At 57.4% G+C, this 16,717-nt stretch carries 20 protein-coding genes; 10 read left to right on the top strand and 10 right to left on the bottom strand.

Features of this window, described 5'->3' with window-relative positions; genetic code table 11:
• The first annotated feature begins 367 nt into the window (after positions 1-367).
• The 4 genes from XM38_RS19395 (at position 368) to XM38_RS19380 (ending at position 3,151) form a co-directional block, all read left to right on the top strand.
• Positions 368-1,345 (top strand): IS110 family RNA-guided transposase, encoded by a 978-nt coding sequence (locus XM38_RS19395; RefSeq protein ID WP_080809980.1) that lies wholly within the window; start codon positions 368-370, stop codon positions 1,343-1,345.
• Positions 1,346-1,967: 622 nt separating this feature from the next.
• Positions 1,968-2,303 carry a nucleotidyltransferase domain-containing protein gene (locus tag XM38_RS19390; protein WP_088430770.1) on the top strand — a complete coding sequence of 112 codons (336 nt, stop codon included), beginning with the start codon at positions 1,968-1,970 and terminating at the stop codon, positions 2,301-2,303.
• Positions 2,266-2,679, top strand: a complete 414-nt coding sequence (locus tag XM38_RS19385) for a HEPN domain-containing protein (RefSeq protein WP_080809976.1) — start codon at positions 2,266-2,268, stop codon at positions 2,677-2,679. Before XM38_RS19390 ends, XM38_RS19385 begins: the two co-directional genes overlap by 38 nt.
• 334 nt (positions 2,680-3,013) lie before the next feature.
• Entirely contained in the window at positions 3,014-3,151 is a 138-nt protein-coding gene (locus tag XM38_RS19380) for a hypothetical protein (RefSeq protein WP_080809987.1), read from the top strand.
• Positions 3,152-3,429: 278 nt separating this feature from the next.
• Here XM38_RS19380 and XM38_RS19370 read toward each other — a convergent pair whose 3' ends face one another.
• Positions 3,430-3,684 (bottom strand): UPF0175 family protein, encoded by a 255-nt coding sequence (locus tag XM38_RS19370; protein WP_080809973.1) that lies wholly within the window; start codon positions 3,682-3,684, stop codon positions 3,430-3,432.
• A gap of 592 nt (positions 3,685-4,276) precedes the next feature.
• Between XM38_RS19370 and psb34 the strand changes: the two genes are divergently transcribed.
• From psb34 to XM38_RS19355, 3 genes are all read left to right on the top strand, one after another.
• Positions 4,277-4,447 (top strand): photosystem II assembly protein Psb34, encoded by a 171-nt coding sequence (gene psb34 / locus XM38_RS19365; RefSeq protein WP_137455181.1) that lies wholly within the window; start codon positions 4,277-4,279, stop codon positions 4,445-4,447.
• Between the two features lie 90 nt (positions 4,448-4,537).
• Positions 4,538-4,768: a photosystem II protein, Psb35-related gene (locus XM38_RS19360; protein WP_080809971.1), complete on the top strand. Its 231-nt coding sequence runs from the start codon at positions 4,538-4,540 to the stop codon at positions 4,766-4,768.
• Between the two features lie 128 nt (positions 4,769-4,896).
• Positions 4,897-5,163: a hypothetical protein gene (locus XM38_RS19355; RefSeq protein WP_080809968.1), complete on the top strand. Its 267-nt coding sequence runs from the start codon at positions 4,897-4,899 to the stop codon at positions 5,161-5,163.
• Between the two features lie 107 nt (positions 5,164-5,270).
• Here the strand turns inward: XM38_RS19355 and tsaB are convergent, their stop codons facing one another.
• Together tsaB and XM38_RS19345 are read right to left on the bottom strand one after the other, a co-directional pair.
• A complete protein-coding gene (gene tsaB, locus XM38_RS19350) occupies positions 5,271-5,882 on the bottom strand; it encodes a tRNA (adenosine(37)-N6)-threonylcarbamoyltransferase complex dimerization subunit type 1 TsaB (RefSeq protein WP_088430768.1) in 612 nt (203 codons plus the stop codon).
• 5 nt (positions 5,883-5,887) lie between these two features.
• On the bottom strand, positions 5,888-6,799 hold the full coding sequence (locus XM38_RS19345; protein WP_080809965.1) for a pentapeptide repeat-containing protein: 912 nt from the start codon (positions 6,797-6,799) through the stop codon (positions 5,888-5,890).
• A 649-nt stretch (positions 6,800-7,448) separates the two neighbouring features.
• Between XM38_RS19345 and XM38_RS19340 the strand changes: the two genes are divergently transcribed.
• The 3 genes from XM38_RS19340 to XM38_RS19330 all read left to right on the top strand — a co-directional run bounded on the left by XM38_RS19340 (position 7,449) and on the right by XM38_RS19330 (position 9,810).
• On the top strand, positions 7,449-7,646 hold the full coding sequence (locus XM38_RS19340; protein ID WP_080809962.1) for a DUF2811 domain-containing protein: 198 nt from the start codon (positions 7,449-7,451) through the stop codon (positions 7,644-7,646).
• A 276-nt stretch (positions 7,647-7,922) separates the two neighbouring features.
• Positions 7,923-9,068, top strand: a complete 1,146-nt coding sequence (gene cax, locus XM38_RS19335) for a calcium/proton exchanger (protein ID WP_088430766.1) — start codon at positions 7,923-7,925, stop codon at positions 9,066-9,068.
• 292 nt (positions 9,069-9,360) lie between these two features.
• Entirely contained in the window at positions 9,361-9,810 is a 450-nt protein-coding gene (locus XM38_RS19330; protein WP_088430764.1) for a phosphate-starvation-inducible PsiE family protein, read from the top strand.
• Between the two features lie 130 nt (positions 9,811-9,940).
• Here XM38_RS19330 and XM38_RS19325 read toward each other — a convergent pair whose 3' ends face one another.
• From XM38_RS19325 to XM38_RS19295, 7 genes are all read right to left on the bottom strand, one after another.
• A complete protein-coding gene (locus XM38_RS19325; protein ID WP_080809953.1) occupies positions 9,941-11,629 on the bottom strand; it encodes a glycosyltransferase family 39 protein in 1,689 nt (562 codons plus the stop codon).
• Between the two features lie 177 nt (positions 11,630-11,806).
• The gene (locus XM38_RS19320) at positions 11,807-13,408 is read right to left on the bottom strand and encodes an ArnT family glycosyltransferase (protein WP_080809950.1); all 1,602 of its coding nucleotides are present in this window, start codon (positions 13,406-13,408) and stop codon (positions 11,807-11,809) included.
• A 40-nt stretch (positions 13,409-13,448) separates the two neighbouring features.
• A complete protein-coding gene (locus XM38_RS19315) occupies positions 13,449-14,087 on the bottom strand; it encodes a hypothetical protein (RefSeq protein WP_080809948.1) in 639 nt (212 codons plus the stop codon).
• A 56-nt stretch (positions 14,088-14,143) separates the two neighbouring features.
• Positions 14,144-15,049 carry an acetylglutamate kinase gene (argB, locus tag XM38_RS19310; protein WP_187329475.1) on the bottom strand — a complete coding sequence of 302 codons (906 nt, stop codon included), beginning with the start codon at positions 15,047-15,049 and terminating at the stop codon, positions 14,144-14,146.
• Between the two features lie 60 nt (positions 15,050-15,109).
• The gene (locus XM38_RS19305) at positions 15,110-15,739 is read right to left on the bottom strand and encodes a shikimate kinase (RefSeq protein WP_256995686.1); all 630 of its coding nucleotides are present in this window, start codon (positions 15,737-15,739) and stop codon (positions 15,110-15,112) included.
• Between the two features lie 13 nt (positions 15,740-15,752).
• The gene (locus XM38_RS19300; protein WP_137455180.1) at positions 15,753-16,199 is read right to left on the bottom strand and encodes a hypothetical protein; all 447 of its coding nucleotides are present in this window, start codon (positions 16,197-16,199) and stop codon (positions 15,753-15,755) included.
• A gap of 34 nt (positions 16,200-16,233) precedes the next feature.
• Positions 16,234-16,701, bottom strand: a complete 468-nt coding sequence (locus tag XM38_RS19295; RefSeq protein WP_088430760.1) for a LapA family protein — start codon at positions 16,699-16,701, stop codon at positions 16,234-16,236.
• Between the last annotated feature and the right edge of the window lie 16 nt (positions 16,702-16,717).

The following is a 16,717-nucleotide window of genomic DNA, read 5'->3' as shown; positions in this document are numbered from 1 at the left end:
CGTCATTCCCGCGGCGGCGGGAATCCAGAGCGTCAAGCTTGGCTCGATTCAGAGCGCTTTGCCCTGTAGTTAGGTGCGGACCATCGACCAATGGCAAAGCGAGCAATGGGTAGGGTGGGCAAGTTCATTGCCGCTGCTCTCAGCAATGGTCAAGGCTCTTGGCTGGCCCACCAATCTTTCGCAAAGGTGGGCATTGAGTAGATGAATGACGAGTATCATGAGGCCTTAGAAAAGGCAATGCCCACACTACGCTCTTAGTCATCCTCTTGAGAGCTCGAACAATCGCCAGGTTCCTCATCGAGAGACCGCATCGGCAAGGGGGAGCGGAGAGGATGTCCCCTTCGTTGTCCTGTCGGTTAAGAGTCCTATGGTGCAATCCACTGCCTCCGTTGACTATAGCTGGGTTGGCGTAGATGTCAGCAAGGCGTCCCTAGACAGTTACTGCCTGGCCACGCAACGAACCTGGCGCTGCCCGAACACCGCCACTGGCCTGCAGTTGTTGCAGGCCCACCTCAGCACCCTGCCACACCCCGCCGTGGTCTGTGAAGCCAGTGGCGGTTATGAGCAAACTCTGGTGGTGACGCTGGCGACTGCTGGGGTGCGCGTCAGTGTCGTCAATCCACTGCGGGTGCGAGACTTTGCTCGCGCCATGGGGCGCCGGGCCAAAACCGATCCCCTCGATGCTGCCTGCATCGCTTACTTTGGTCAGGTTATGGTCCCGGAGGCAGTGGTGTTAGCCTCTGACGTTGAGCAGCGCATCAAAGCCCTAGTCACCCGCCGCCAGCAGCTGGTGGAGATGCTCAGTGCTGAGAAAAATCGGCGCCGTCAACTGCAAGGGCCGCTGCGGGAGGATGTCGAGGCCCACATTGAGTGGCTCCAGGAGCGGATTCGGCAGTTGGACGCCGAGATTCAATCGCTGGCCACCCATCACCAGGAGTGGGCCGAGCGGCAAGCTCTGCTGCAATCGCCTCAAGGCATTGGCCCCACCGTCTCCATTGGCCTGCTGCTGTATCTGCCCGAGTTGGGCCACCTGAACCGCAAGCAAATCGCGGCCCTGGTGGGAGTGGCGCCGTTCAATCGCGATAGTGGTGGCTACCGAGGACAACGGCACATCTGGGGCGGGCGGGCCACGGTGCGCAGCTTGCTGTATCTGGCCACGCTCACGGCGATTCGATATAACCCGCCCCTACGCGCCTACTATCAGCAGCTGCTGGCCCGCGGCAAGCGGACCAAGGTGGCCATTGTGGCTTGCATGAGAAAGTTACTCACCTGTCTCAATGCCATGGTTCGCGACAACACGCCTTGGGATGCTGACAAGGTCAGTGCTCTGTCTCAGACTCCCTGACCGGTCCGGGGCGTTGACGGGCAGAGGCTGGCACTGCCGCAGAGGGCCAGGACATAACGCCCTGTCTGATGGCAATGGTCCTCTACCTGAGGTCCCTGTTGTCACAGTAGATCGCCGCCACAGATGATAGTGTCGTTGAGCCGAAGCGGTTGTCCTGGGCTCAACGGTCAGTGTAGCTTGAAGGCAAGGCAAGGCAGGGGTTGACATTTAAGATAATCGCTTCATCCTTCTGATTTCTGCCTTTTCTCGACTCCGACGACCAGGGCAGCTTGTGGTGAGCGGAGTCGAACCACCGCCCTGGACCCCGCGGCAGGGATGACCGATCTGCCGTTCAAGATCGCGTCGCATCGGTAGAAACGCGAGGGATCTTTCCCCCTTATTCCCTATCCCCTCTTCACTCTTCACCCTTCGACTGCGCTCAGGGCAAGCTCTTCACTCTTCTTCGCACGGGCATAGCCCTACACACTCTTCACTCTTCACTCTTCCCCCTCTCCCCACCTCCGCACTCCTCACTATTTCCGCGTTTCGCAAGTGGCTCAGGCATTGGCAAACTTGACTAAACGCTCTGCGTCGGTCGGGTCAACCAGCAGATAGACTATCAATAACGGCTTGAGGCATCAGCATGACAAGCATCAGTCAAGATATCCTCGACGACATTGTGGTGCGGTTAGTCAAACGCTGCCAGCCTGAGAAAATTATTCTGTTTGGCTCCTATGCCTATGGCAGCCCCACAGACGATAGTGATTTAGACTTATTGATCGTAGTGTCTGAGTCTGATGAACCTCAGTATCGCCGCGCTCAAAAAGCCTATGGGGCGATGTGGGGGGTCAAATTGCCCACAGAGTTGCTGGTGTTAACGCGTGACGAAGTGGAGGCCTCTGCTCAGGTCAAAAGCTCTCTCGTTCATCAGGCTCTCCACCATGGCTCAGTCTTGTATGGACAACGAGACCAGACGTGAAGTTTCTCAGTGGCTGCTGAAAGGGCAGCGTGACTTAGACGTTGCGGATCTACTATCCAAGAGCAAGCCACCTTATTTGGATGTAGCAGCCTATCATTGTCAGCAAGCGGCTGAAAAGGCTTTGAAGGGGTATTTGACCGCGCAAGATATCAACTTTCCCAAGTCCCATGATCTGGTGTTTTTGCTGGGACTAGCCATGGAAACAGAGGCACGTTTCAGGCAGTGGCAGCAATTGGCAGAAACCCTGACGCCCTATGCCACGATGTTTCGATATCCAGGCCCTATTGGCGAGCCACCACGTGAAGAGATCACGGGTATAATCATCCAGGTTGAATCCTTCGTCCAGTTTGTCCGCGAACTTCTGATCAACACCTGAGATCCGAGGCATCTACTTAAGACACATTGCTTATCCGTCATTGCTCTGAAAATAGACACGATTTTCATCGTTTGGTGTGGCGCGTCAGTGCCATGGGCGATTCCCGCGGCGGCGGGAATCCAGAGCGTCAAGCTTGGCTAGATTCAGAACGCTTTGCATGGTCAAGGCTCTTGGCTTGCCCACCAATCTTTCGCAAAGGTGGGCATTGAGTAGATGAATGACGAGTATCATGAGGCCTTAGAAAAGGCAATGCCCACACTACGAATACTCCTACTTGTCGGTGAGGAGTGGTAACGCTCGCTAAGGCCACGCCCAACAGGCCGCAGAGAAAGCCATCAAAGCCGGACTAATCTTTGCTCAGATTGACTTTCCCTTCGTGCATGACTTAACGGTCTTAAAAAATCTGTTGCCAAAGGATTGGCAGACTCGTCAAGATCCAACCAATCTAAACACGTTGAGTCGTCTACTATAGCCGCATAACCCGGATGGCTGGCGACCCAACTCAACACCTCAGATTCGCCTTTGCCTAGATCCCAAGCCGCTATCTTGGTAGAGTTCTCAACACGATCTATCCGTCGTAGCCAGGGAACTGTCCGTAACTGCTGGGCAGCAATGTCCTCCGGTTGACGAGCCAGCACTTCCTCCCAAACGCCCTGAGGAATGACGATTTCTTCAAACAGTTGCGGTAATAACTCAGCCTGTTGACTCCTGAACAAAACAATTAACGGCGACGCATTAATCACAACTCGACTAATCGGCACTCTTAAGCTCCTCAGCCAATGAGTCCGACGTGTACTGCATGAAATCCACTCGATAGCGGGCGAATGCCTCTAACAGCTCACTACGAGAAATCCCGGCGATTTCAGCCGCTTTACTTTGAGAAATTTCTCCCATCTCATACCACTTAACTGCCGCCGCCAAACGCATTTCCTGAAGAAATTCATCGGGTGCTTTGCGAAGCGCTGAAAACACTGAGTCTGGCAAATCAAGCGAGAGAGTGGTCATTGTGATACCTGCAATGCTTTGTCCTAAGGGGTTTGGACCAACACTATCATTCTAGAGTGCAGCGATAGAGCGTGACGGGTCGCTTAGACCGCTGCGTTATGAAGGATTGGCTGCTCATGGCCAGGTGCGATGGCCCTTCAGGGCCGCTCTAGCCCCTCTGAGGCAGCTTGCCAATAACCATCGCAGTGAGGCTATCGGCCAGTGGCAAAGTCTTCTGCCTGGATTCCGGGTCGCGCTGCGCTTGCCCGGAATGACAGGAGTCGTTTTCACATGATGAGAGATAAGACCCTAAATAATGGAGCTCAGAACTCGGGCGATGAGGGGTGAGACCCCAAATGATTACCCTTCAACCCGCAACAATGAGGGGTGAGACCCCAAATGATGCCGCTCAGACCTTAAACAATTGGGGTCAGAGAGTGACGATTCTATGCCAGAGAGATGCCGGGGTGGCCAGGGGCCGGCACATCGCTTAACAAACGCCATGTGGAACAAAATGATCATTATCTGTCAATACTGATTGACACTTTGTAACACTCTTCGTTACATTAGTTAACAAGAAACGTTACATTCCCCCCATTTAGGAGGCAAAACCATGTACACCACTACTGACGAGCGCGGCATTCTTAACAACTACGCCATCGAGCCCCCAGTGCATTTGGCAGAGTACCCTTCGCCGGAGCAGCAGCGCCGCTACAAGTTGCAAGGGGCATTGGCCGCCCTATTCGTGAGCACGCTAGTGATGGTGTCTCTAGCCGTTAGCTAGGCGGGCCGCCGGCGCCGGTAGCTGCGGCGCCACGCCTTGGCACCTGATTCCCATTTCCCTGACACACTCAAATTAAGGAGAGCAAATCCTATGGCACTGTTAATTGGTTTCTTGATCGTGGGCTGGGTTGCGGCTGCTGTCCTCGGTACCCAGACTTACTTCCGTGGCGAGCAAACGAAGCCGATTCATCTCCGCAACTGGCGTTCTGATTCTTTTGAGCGCATTGCCAGGAACGTGACGGGCAGAGAGACGAATTACCAAGCTCGGGTGCCGGCTTACAGCGGCGACGCCTACACCAGCTCCCAGTTGCCTATCAAGTAAGTGACAACCGGAGCTATTAGCGCGATTTAGAGCTTGAGGTTTCAGCGTAGCGCCCTGGCCATGTCGGGGCGCCTTTCTGTCTTCAATCAACACCCACAATCGATGCTTAGGAGCGTGATATTCTCGCTATGATTCCGAATTTGATCGAGGCTACTAGACGGTATTGGCGTCAGTTGGACCAGATAGAAGCAGCCTACAGAAGCGGGGAGCTCTCGGCCGCCGATGTTGATGCCCAAGTGCAGCAGTCGATGGCGGAATTGGGCCAAGCTCGCCGGGAAACCCTGCGACTGTTAGGGGCTGGGGTGCAGCACCTGCTTAGCCAATCGGGGGATCTACTAGCTGGAGCCGTGTGCATCAGCCTGCTGGCCTATCTCTGGCTAACGGTAACTTACTAGTCTGCCAAGGCAGACGTAGGAAGGCAGAAAGGGAGATCCTGATCAATGCAGCCTTGCTGCTCTAGTCAATAGAGGCGTTATTTCTGCCGCAGAGTATTCGCCTGGCCCTATCGATGGACAGGATGTTGACCGTAGTAGGGCAATACTTGGGACCAGTGGGGCCGCTCGCCCTGGCCCCACCGCCTGTAGGCTAACTCTAAAACCGCTGAGACAGTGTGTCCTAGTCCGGCTTCTGCCTCTATGAGCCTGTAGGGATGGGGCCATTGGGCTAATGTCTGCTGCCAGCGATCGGGGGTCATCACCTGCACGGGCAGCTGCGGCTTGGGTCCCTCTGGGGCGGGATGGTAGATGGCGACAAAGAGATCGCGACGATGCGATCGCATCTGCACCGCCAGCTGTTGCGACGTCCCCCCAGCCTCATGGGCCGCGACCGCTGCCAAGCTACAGACACCAAACAGAGGCACCGACAACTGTTGAGCCAGCGTGCGGGCCGTAACCACCCCGATGCGAGTGCCGGTAAAGCCCCCCGGCCCCTGGGCCACGGCAATAAACTCAAGCTCAGCCCAGCCGTAGGGGTGCACCATCTCCTGCAGGCACCCGTGGAAATGGGTAGACAATTCTCTGCCTAGGGGCCAAACCCGCCGTTTGGTCAGCCCGGCAAAATCACTGATAGCCAGTCCCAGGTCTGGGCTAGTGGTGTGAATGGCCAGCGCCAGCATCACGCCTAAGCCTGAGAGAGCTGACTCGGCACCATGGCTCCCTCTAGATTGGCCTCTGTGAAATCGACATCATCTAGCATTGCCCCGATGAGATTCGCGTTTTGCAGATTGGCATGGCTCAAGCTGGCGCCCGTAAAATTCAAGCCACTCAGATCCTGATTCGCCAGCATGGCATAACTCAGATCGGCGCCGCTAAAGTTGGCCTCCGTCAGGATAGCGTCCTTAAAATCCCCATGGCTCAGATTCGCGCCCAGTAGGGTGGCCTCCCGTAAATCGGCCTGCCTGAGGTCAGCATGGGCTAAATTAGCCCGATTCAAGCGGGCTCCCCGCAGGTTCGCCCCGGTTAAAGAGGCATAGCTGGCATCCATGTTGAGCAGGCGGGCCTCCTCTAAATTGACGCGATTGAGCACGGCATAGGTCAAGCTGGCCCGCTGCAGTTCCACCCGCTTCAGGTCTGCCCCGGTCAAGTCTGCCTGATCGAGGTGCACTCGATTCAAATCAGCACCCACCAGGCTGGCCTGCACCAACCGACTACCACTCAAGTCGGCATTTCCTAGATTAGAGCGGTTTAGGGTGGCTCCCCTGAGGTTGGCTTGGCTGAGATTCGTATCCTCCAAATCGGCCCCCAGCAAGTTGGTCAAGGTTAATTCAGCTGCCGTGAAGTTAACCCGGTTGACGTCGGCCCCGCTCAGATCACTTTGGTGCAACCGAGCTCGACTCAAATTAGCCCCGGTTAGGGTACAGCCAATCAAGTTGGCCTGCCCTAAATCGGCCCCACTCAAATCAACCCCCGGCAACTTCATCTGCCCTAAATTGGCCCCGCTGAGATCGATGGCCACCTCAGGATTGGTCGTGCGCCATTGATTCCAGTCTTGAACACTCGTTCTCAGCCGTAGCAATTGCTCCTCATTTGCCATGGTGCTGTCTCATCTTGCCTACGATCTGCCAATCAATATGCTCAATAGGCTCCCGGTTGCTGCCCGATGTTGCCCAGCCAACCAAGCGCTAGAGGGCTGGCCCGATTGCAGCCAGCAGCGTCTCATCAGATGTCATCATGACACACTTTTAGGATTGGCTTTGAGGATGAGGTGACGCCGGATCCATCGCCACCGAGGTTTTAATGATTATTCACAAAACTTTATGTCAAAATCAGTTTTCCACAGGACTTTCCTCGGCTTTCCCCAGGTTATGGCAAGTTTTCCACAGGCTATGACGGCATAGCGAGTCTTGGGTGGTTTCTGTGGAATTTGGTAATCCACAGCATCGGATCTGCATCGGGACATCCCCAGGCCTGATCGCCGCCTCTGAGATCGCTACAACCTTGATTACTTCGTGGCCAGGGCCGCGGGTGCTAGCGCAATCCGCAAGGCTTTGCAAGATTGACACGATCGGGGGACGGTAGGGCACAATGATGCGACCAGCAACACCAGTGCCTCGATGGCGGCCCCAAGCATTTCATTGAAGCCCCTGTCTTATGGGGATTTCAGCCATCGGCACCGGTCGTTTTCGCATGTTCTAGTCGCAATGGTCTACGCCGTGAGGAGGCAATCCCCCGTGACACAGACGATGCCCCGAGTCAGTTTGATGGCAGAGGTTCCAGAAGACCTCCATGACGCCCTCCAGGCCTATCTCGATAACCACCCCGCTTGGAGTCAGCACCGGGTTTTCTGCGCCGCCCTGTCCCTGTTCCTAATGCAAAATGGGTATACCGATCGACGGATTAACCGCATCTACCTAGACGCCCTGTTTGATTACGCCATCTAACCCCGTGGCCCACAGCCTGTAGAGTGTTTGCGGTGGCTATACCTATCAGTGCTCTCTGCATTGGGCCAGTAGCGTTGATGGGTATGGCCCAGTCCCCGTCATCTGTTCCATTACTTGCTCCATTACCTGCCCCGTTACCTGTTTGGATAGGGATACCCGACAATCTATCTGAGCAGGGAGTATTTTTATATGGTGGTGCGATATTAATACTGGATTCACACCGGATTCAGCTCCAGCCTGGGTCTGGTCTATGCTGTTGGCCTATCGTATCTATTTATGGCGATTAAAAACCTGATCTTCTTTGGCCTACTTATTTTTGTGCCCTTATCGTTCCTGGCGGAATGGCTGACTTGGGGAGATTTGGCCGTTTTCATCACTGCCGGATTGGCGATTCTGCCCCTGGCTGGTTGGATGGGAACTGCCACCGAAGAAATTGCAGTGCTGTTGGGGCCGTCCTGGGGAGGGCTGTTGAATGCCACCTTTGGCAATGCCACTGAGTTAATCATTGCCCTGATCGCCCTCAACGAAGGGCTAGTGGGCGTGGTGAAGGCCAGCATTACCGGATCTATCATGGGCAATCTGTTGCTGGTGATGGGGCTCTCGATGTTGTTGGGAGGGTTTAGGTATAAAGAGCAGACCTTTCAACCGATTGTGGCCAGGGTGAATGCCTCGTCCATGAACCTAGCTGTGATTGCCATTTTGTTGCCGACGGCGGTGAGAATGACCTCTGTCGGCACGCCAGAAATCACCCTGCAGCATCTATCTGATGCCGTGGCTGTGGTCTTGATCGGGGTCTATTGCCTCAGTCTACTCTTTGCCATGAAGACCCATAGTTATCTCTACGATGCTGGCATGGCTGATATCGAGGGCCTGGACAACCCAGCCCAGGAGGCAGCCGTCGCGACCATGGCCAAGGAGATGTCTGAGACCCATAAGGACGGCCATGCCCCCAACCTCAGCCTATGGATTCCCGTGTTGTTGGGGGCCACGGTGTTGGTGGCGTTGGAGTCGGAGTTGCTGGTGGGAACCCTGGAATCGGCCACTGAACAATTGGGCCTGACGGCTCTGTTTACCGGGGTGATTGTGTTGCCCATCATTGGCAATGCCGCTGAACATGCCACCGCTGTGAGTGTGGCCATTAAAAATAAAATGGATCTCTCGGTGTCAGTGTCTGTGGGGTCGAGTTTACAGATTGCCCTGTTTGTGGCGCCGGTTTTGGTGTTGGCCGGTTGGCTGTTAGATCAGCCCATGGATTTGAATTTCAATCCCTTTGAGTTGGTGGCTGTTGCCGTATCGGTGCTCATTGCCAATTCCATCAGTTCTGATGGCCGCTCCAACTGGCTTGAGGGCATTTTACTGCTGGCCGCCTATGCGATCCTGGGCATCGCCTTTTACTTCCATCCCATTGTGGATAATATTTGACTTTTCCAGAGAAAATCCCCGCGGAGTCAAGGGCTCGCACCGGGGATTACACACGCAGTTTTTCCATCTATTTAGGAGCGTATCATAGAAGCTTTTTGACAGAGATGATGATGTCGCCCCCTGGCCTGGAGTGAATTTTTGCCTAGCAAGCGCCCTGATTCTGCCCCCGGCTTTTGCCGTTATACCTCTGGGCCGGAGAGAGGGCCGGGGAGAGAGCCGGTCGAGATTCTGCTGCACTGGGCTCCACAATCTGCAAGAATCTTGGCAGTCATTACACTCGACAGTGCTTACCATGGCCCCCTGGCTTCGCTACCTGCGCGATCAAGTCTCGAATCAGCGATTTCTGCAACGCTTGAGTCGTTTCGAGGACCTTGTGTCCAAAGTGTTGTCTGTGGCTATGGTGCTGGTCATCCTGGTCACGATGGTTGATCTGGCTATTATTTTGCTGAATTCCCTTGCGTTTTCTTCCCCAGGGAATTTTTTCAGAACGACGCTGACTGAGATCTTTGGCTTATTTCTCAGTGTGTTGATTGCCTTGGAAATTCTAGAAAACATCACGGCTTATCTCAAGAAGCACGTGGTGCAGGTGCAATTGGTCATCGCCACGGCGCTGACGGCGGTGGGCCGCAAGATTATCATTCTGGATCTAGAGAAAATTTCTGGGGTGAGTCTAATTGGGCTTGCGATCGCAATTCTGTCTCTAGCCATCAGCTACTGGATCGTCCGCACTACTCACCAGTAGCGAGTAACCCTTCACTCTTCACTCTTCACTCTTCACCCTTCGACTGCGCTCAGGGCAAGCCCTTCACTCCCTCACTCCCTCACTCCCCCACTCCCCCACTTCCCCACTCCCCCACTCCCCCACTCCTGCCTTAGCGACAGCGGTAATGGGTCTGACGATAATTCCCCTTATTGGTGCGACCTAGCTGGTCACAGCCCAGGGCCGACAGGTCGCCGTGGTAATAGGCCATCCACAGGTCCAGGGGGCGGTCCAGGGGGGCAAGTCCGACGGCTAATTGCTCTGCAAACGGGGTCTCGATCCCTTCCCCGGTCGGCATTACCAGAAATTGGGGCGGTGTCTCCCAGGCTTGGGGACCAGCGGCTGCAGCGAAGTGGCGGTGGAACTCCCAGCCAAGGCTCATGGGCTCGATGGCCCAGACCGTGGGGTAGTGGGGCGAGACGATGGTAGTCGTGGCAAATACCACCGGATACTGGGAATGCTGCTGCACGTAGGGAATAAAGCGATCTGGGCGATAGAACTTTGGGAAGGCCCAGTTCGTCACCACCAGCAGGGCACCGATCAGGCTCACCGCCCAGAGTCCTTGCACCAGACGGCGGCCTGCGATGTACTGAGCTCCCGGCAGGCAGGGGAGCTCAGTGCCTGCCCATGGTTGCCGCCGTGGCCAATATACCGACAATAGCCCCGCCAGCAATGCCACCACCGCCGGATAGTAGACGAAGTGATAGCGATATCCCCGAGAAATATCAGCGCGGTAGCCATAGCAGATGATCACGAATAACAGCCCCATGGCCAGTAAAAACCCCCCGAGGGCTATCAGGCCCTGCCGTCCTTCTGGGGTCTGCCAGAGCCTTTGTCTGGCCTGAACCAACCAGGGCAGAATTGCGATCACCAGGGCTAGAACCACCAGGATCGATACCACCATGACGGCGATGCCCACCGGACTATAGGCCGATGTGATTGGCGTCACCACCATGAAGATCCAGGTGACCAGGGATTGGCCCAGGGGTTTCAACCAATTGAAGGGCTGACTCAGATCGATGGTGAGATAACCAGTTTGGGGACTGCCGTAGAACCGTGACAGCACCGGTAACCAGCTTAGCCCCATGGCCAGAGTCCCCAAGGCCACCCAGTAGATCCGGCGCCAGGAAGGCTGCCGCCAAGCATTACCCTGCTGTCGACTCTGGTGCCCCAGCAGCCCCAGCAGGGTCAGCCCCTCTGCCACCAGGGTCAGGACCGCAAAATAATGGGTGGCGAAGGCTAAGCCATTGACCCCGATCCATCCCAAGACCAACCAGAGATCAATGGACTGCCGCATCAGCAGCCGTCCCACCGCCACGACGAAACAGCAGAGAGAGGCCAGCACCAGGGCAATGGCCATGGTGTAATGGCGGGCTTCCTGGGCCAAGTAAATGCCAAAGGGCGACACGGCCATGCAGGCCGCCGCCAGTTGCCCGGCCAACGGTGATTGGAAGCTCAAGCGCCCCAGGCCATAGGCCAAGGGAATCGATAGGGTGCCCAATAGAGCCGCTAGGGCTCGAGCCGCCCAGAGGGAGGCCAATCCCCTCACCGGGGGAAACCAATCCATCCAGAGATGGGCCAGGGCGAAGTAGGCAGGCGGATGATTATTTTCCTGCAGCAGATACTGCACGGCATCTGCCACCGTGGCGGTGGCATCGGGGACCAGGGGCCGCAATAGCTGCTCCACACTGATCACTTGGTTCAGGGGCACCAGGTGGCTGCTATTGCCCAAACTAAAAATGACCGTGCTGACTTCATCCATCCACGCCGGTTTCAGGGCCAGGTTGGTAAAGCGCAGCATACCGCCGAGAAGGCACCACAGGAGCACCCCCAACCATTGCTGATGCTGGATAACCCAGCTGCGGAGCCGTTTAACGGTCCATACCCTTTTACCGCCCAGTGATCGCTCTAGCCTGGCTGTCGCTGATACCGAGTCTTTAAAACTGCGGCTGCGATATCCCCCTTGCCCCCTGCCGGCTTAAGGAGCCACTGGAGCCGAGCGACAGACTTCTCCATCGCTGCTGAAGGCCAAGGGATAGGTGGCTAGCAGGGGATACTCGTCGCTGGGGCCGGCCTGAAAGCCAGTTCCCCGGAGCAGCCCATAGGTCTGAATCGGTTGTCCCCAGCGCTCCACCGTCAGACTATCGGGCCGGGACGTCTGCTGAAAGAAGGCTTGATGGCTGGGGCAGATGGGATGCCAGGTTTCCCCGAGTAGCACGGCGTTGCGTCCCTGCAGAGCGTCCCGATCGTACCAGAAATCGAACTGGTCTAAGCGGCCGGAGAGGGCCATGACGCTGGGATCATTGAGGGCATAGGCCAAGGCCGCAGCCGAACGATAGTCGGTGGTGAGCCACAATGGTGGCTGGTCGCCGTCTGATAGTTGAGCCGCCTGGGCTTGTACCGCCCTAGCCAGGGATTGCCAGCCATAGAGGGCGGCACTGTCGTTGTCAGCGGTACCCAACCAGGCTGTCAGGGGCATCACGGTGTAGTGGATGACTAGCAGGGTGGCGGCAGCCAGGCCCAGAAGCTGAGTGACCAGTAGGGAGCGTGGCCAGCTAGCCCGTTTGGCTGGGAGAACATGGTCTTGGCGGACCAGCCAAGCACCGGCTAGCAGCGGTAGCCACAGGGGGTAGGCCAGGATGTTCCAGTAGTAGAGCACCGGGGCAACCAAGGCGAGCAGGGAGAACCCGCCAGTGGAAAGCCCAAACAGCCAACCGGCGAAGCGGCCATAGAGGCTGGCGGTAGTAGGGGGGGGCTGGCGCCAAGTGCGCCAGAGTCGCCAAGCCAGCAGGGGCGACAAGATCAGCCCACTCAGCAGCCAGAACCCTAGGGGCTGTAGGGGCTGAATTGCAAAGCCGGTGCTGGTGGTACTGCGGTCTAGGTAATAGCGAAAGGAGAAAAAGTCGTGCTGCAGGTTCCAAATCAATATGGGGCTGAGGCAGAGCAATGCGATCGCACCTGCCCCATAGAGGCGTCGATCCCGCAACAGCGGCCAACATTGCCGCTCCCTCACCACCAGGGCCAAGCCGGCCAAAGGCACCAACACCGCCGTATACTTACACAGCCCCGCTGCCCCAACACTGAAGGCAGCGCCATAGAGTCGCCAGGTCGCCCCCCGACCATCGGCCAAATACCCATCTAGAAACCGCACCCAAAGATACCCCGCCCACACCGAGAAGGTCACCAGCCAGTGATCCGGCCAGGCCAGGGCCAAAAACAGGAAAAATAAGGGCGAGGCTCCCAGCAGCATCAACGTCAGCCAAAACCGCTCCCGGCCACGGTAGCCGTAGAGATAGCGGTTAATCCGCCAGTATCCCAGCAAGAGTAAGCCATTGCTGATCAGGTTGGGCCAGCGCAGCGCCCAAGTCGAGCGGCCCCACAGCGCCGTCGATAACGCTTGGCTCCAAGCCTGCCAGGGCGGATGATCGTAATAGGACCAATCCAGATGCTGTCCCCACAGCCAGTAATAGGCCTCATCCGGATTGGGAAATGCCAGCCCCCAGAAGAGCAGCCGCAATCCCAGCATGGCCGTCAGACACAGCCCGCCCCATCGCCCCAGGGATGACGGCAACGCCCCCATGGTTAACGCCTAGCCCCTAGTCTCACCGGATCAATGGCCCCTAGTCATTGCGATCTGGAGCCTCGAGGCTACTAGGGTCAATATCCTCTAATTCCGGAATATCGGTCAGCTCATTCAACTCTGGTGACGTCTCGACCTCAGGCAGTTGCTCCGGCGGATACCCGACCACCGGCAATCCAGCCCCCCGTAACCCCGTCACGATCCGCTCTGGAGTCTGGGGAAACACCACAAAGAGAGGATGGCTAGCGTCGGCGCCGTCATTCAACAGGTAATGGTGGCGGCTGGGCAGCAGCCATTCATAGCCTCGGTCCATCAGAATTTGGGTCTGGCGCCAGCGGCTCAAGAGTCCGGAAAAGTCCTCCTGGGGACGATGGATATAGACAAAAATCTCCACTCCCGTCTTAATCTTCCATTCTGGGTCACACATGAGGAAGACCAGATCACAGGGAAGCATCACCACGGCGCCGGCCACGATCTGACTGCCAGGGGCACCGGGCGCATGGGTTGCCTGCCGCACCCGGGCATTGGGCAACGGCAGGGTGATAATACTCTGCTGGGGCCTTCGCATGCTGGGGATTGCCTCTAAGTAGGGCCGGTGCTGTTTGAGCAGGGCTAGGGCACCGTCGTAATGGCTGCAGGTCGCCAGCAACCATTCGTATTGCACCGAATGAACCACCATGGCAGATATCGCAGGGGTAACCGCTTTCCCCGCATTGTACCGAACCCCCGGCGGAGTTAGCTGTAAAACTCCGATGCCACCAGCATGGAGCCAATCCCCAGGTCAGTAAAAATCTCTAGCAGCAAGGCATGGGGAATGCGACCGTCGATGATATGGGCCGCCCCCACCCCCTGAGCCAGGGAGCGAACGCAGCAATTGACCTTGGGAATCATGCCCCCGGCTACCACCCCTGCGTCGATGAGTTGGCGAGCCGTTTGAATGTCGAGCTTAGGGAGTAAGGTGGACGGATCACTATAATCACGCAGGATGCCGCGGGTGTCAGTCAGCAGAATCAGCTTCTCGGCATTGAGGGCCGCCGCAATTTCCCCTGCCACCGTATCGGCGTTGATGTTATAAGCTTGCCCCTGCTCATCGGCGGCCACACTCGATACCACCGGAATATAACCGGCGGCCACCAGGGACCTGAGAATACCAGGGTTGACATTACTGACTTCCCCCACAAACCCCACCTCGCGACTGCCCTGGGGACGGGCCATGATTAAGTTGGCGTCCTTGCCGCAGAGGCCGATGGCCTGGCCCCCAGCCTGGTTAATTAGCGATACCAGCTCCTTATTGACGCGGCCATCTAGCACCATTTCCACCACGTCCATGGTGGTGGCGTCGGTGACTCGGAGCCCATGCTTAAACTGAGGCTCGATGCCCAATTTGCCCAACCAGGTATTGATTTCGGGGCCGCCGCCATGGACAACCACGGGCTGAATGCCAACGCAGGCCATGAAGACAATGTCTCGCACCACTTTGGCCTTGAGGCCGGCATCTTTCATGGCCGCCCCCCCATACTTAATTACCACCGTGCGGCCCCGAAAGGTCTGGATGTAGGGCAGGGCCTCACTCAAGACACGGACCCGCAGGGCATCGGCTTCTTGAATCAAATCACGCTGGGGAGTAGAGGCGAAGGACACGATGGTGACTGGGCTAGCACTATTGCAGTAGTGTATCAGGCCAGTTTACTGGGAGTGGTCTCATGGGGCGATGGGCGGAGGCTCGGGCGTGGGGGAGCGCAGCACCTGGCCAATCTGCTCTAGGGTCTGGCGAGTCACGGCTTTGGGGGACTGTTGAGCCGTGACGGTGACCCGAACATCGGCCTGGGCATACAGGGGCTGTCGTTGCTCTAGGAGTGCCTGTAGTCGCTCGGTCCAGCCATCGCTTTGCAGGAGAGGCCGCCCGGTATCCCCCTGCAGTCGCCGCTGCAAGACCGCCAAGGGCACCTCCAGCCAGATCACCAGGCCATGGTGCAGGTAGCTCCAGTTATAGGGCTGGGTGACGATGCCGCCCCCGGTGGCCACCACCAGGCGGGTGTAGGCCGATACCTGGGCCAGTACATCGGTCTCGATTTGACGGAAGCTGGCTTCTCCGTGCTGCTGGAAAATCTCGGGAATGGTCTGGCCAGTGGTTTGCTCGATTAACTCATCGGTGTCGATAAAGCGGTAGTTTAACCGTCGCCCCAAGAGGTGACCAATGGTGCTCTTGCCAGATCCCATCATGCCGATGAGATAGAGATTGGTGCCTTTGAGTAAGTCGCTCAGGGGGTGAGGCTGGGCAGGCATGGCAAGCAGCGGCGATATCACAGCATAGATAGAGGATAAGGTCACAGCAAGATGTGACTCAAGCATCCTCGTCCTCTAGGGGACGGTGGGGAGGGATAATCACCCGATAGTCCGCGTCATAAACGCCGTCAGGCCCTGGGGTCGGTGGCCGATGGGGACGCTCTGGCTCATCTGGCTCCTCCTCATACTCGTAGGCTGGGATGTCATGGGGCTCGACTGACGCCAGAGACTCCTCGTCCTCGATGGCGACTTCCTCATCGTCGACGGCGGCGTCCTCAGGGTCAGCCTCCCGATTGCGGTAGCTATAGGAATAGAGGGAACCAGACTGATACACCCTTTTCGGGGATTGGGGGGTCTCATACTCCCGGGCTGCGGCCCGATGCTCGGGGGCGGTGTCAGCCCTGCCTCTGGCTGGGGGCGGAGAGTCCTCCCAGCCCCCGGTGATGTCTGCCAAGTTATCTTCCACCGGACTCACCCCCCGGGCTATGGTTGGGGGTCGCTCCACCCCTTCCCACCCCTGGGCCAATTCCTGCCAGGATTCATCGATGCGGGCCGCCTCTTTCCGACGACCCCGACCGCCGCGCCCGTTGGGAGGCCTCTGGGGAGGATTGGCGCCGGGTTTTGTCCCAGTCTTCCCACTGGCTGGGAGACGATACGTTGCTCCAGTCCTGCCAGTCAGATTCTGGGGCAGGGCTCTCTCCGGTAAAACTTGGGGTGTTGTCTTCCTGATCCTGGGACGTCTCTGCCGGGTCTGGGGTCGCCGCTGCCGGGGTAGGAGCCGCTGCCCAGGAGCGCTGGGCCGGACCACTGGGGCCTCGACTATGGCGTTGAGATTTGCGCACCGGTGGCGGCGTGTGTAAGGATAGCAGCCCAGCTAGGAAGAGACTGGTGAGCCCCCCCAATGCGATCGCACCCAGCACCCAAGCCGCCAACGGCAAGGCCACGGTACGCCAGCCCAGAAATACTAGCGGCAAGGCTGGGGCCGGATTCTGCACCGCCAACAGCACCAGCGCGCCCCCAAGG

This window comes from Halomicronema hongdechloris C2206, from assembly GCF_002075285.3.
Taxonomy (GTDB): domain Bacteria; phylum Cyanobacteriota; class Cyanobacteriia; order Phormidesmidales; family Phormidesmidaceae; genus Halomicronema_B; species Halomicronema_B hongdechloris.
The sequence above is the reverse complement of the archived record's forward strand: the minus strand, read 5'-3'. Positions and strand labels throughout refer to the sequence as shown.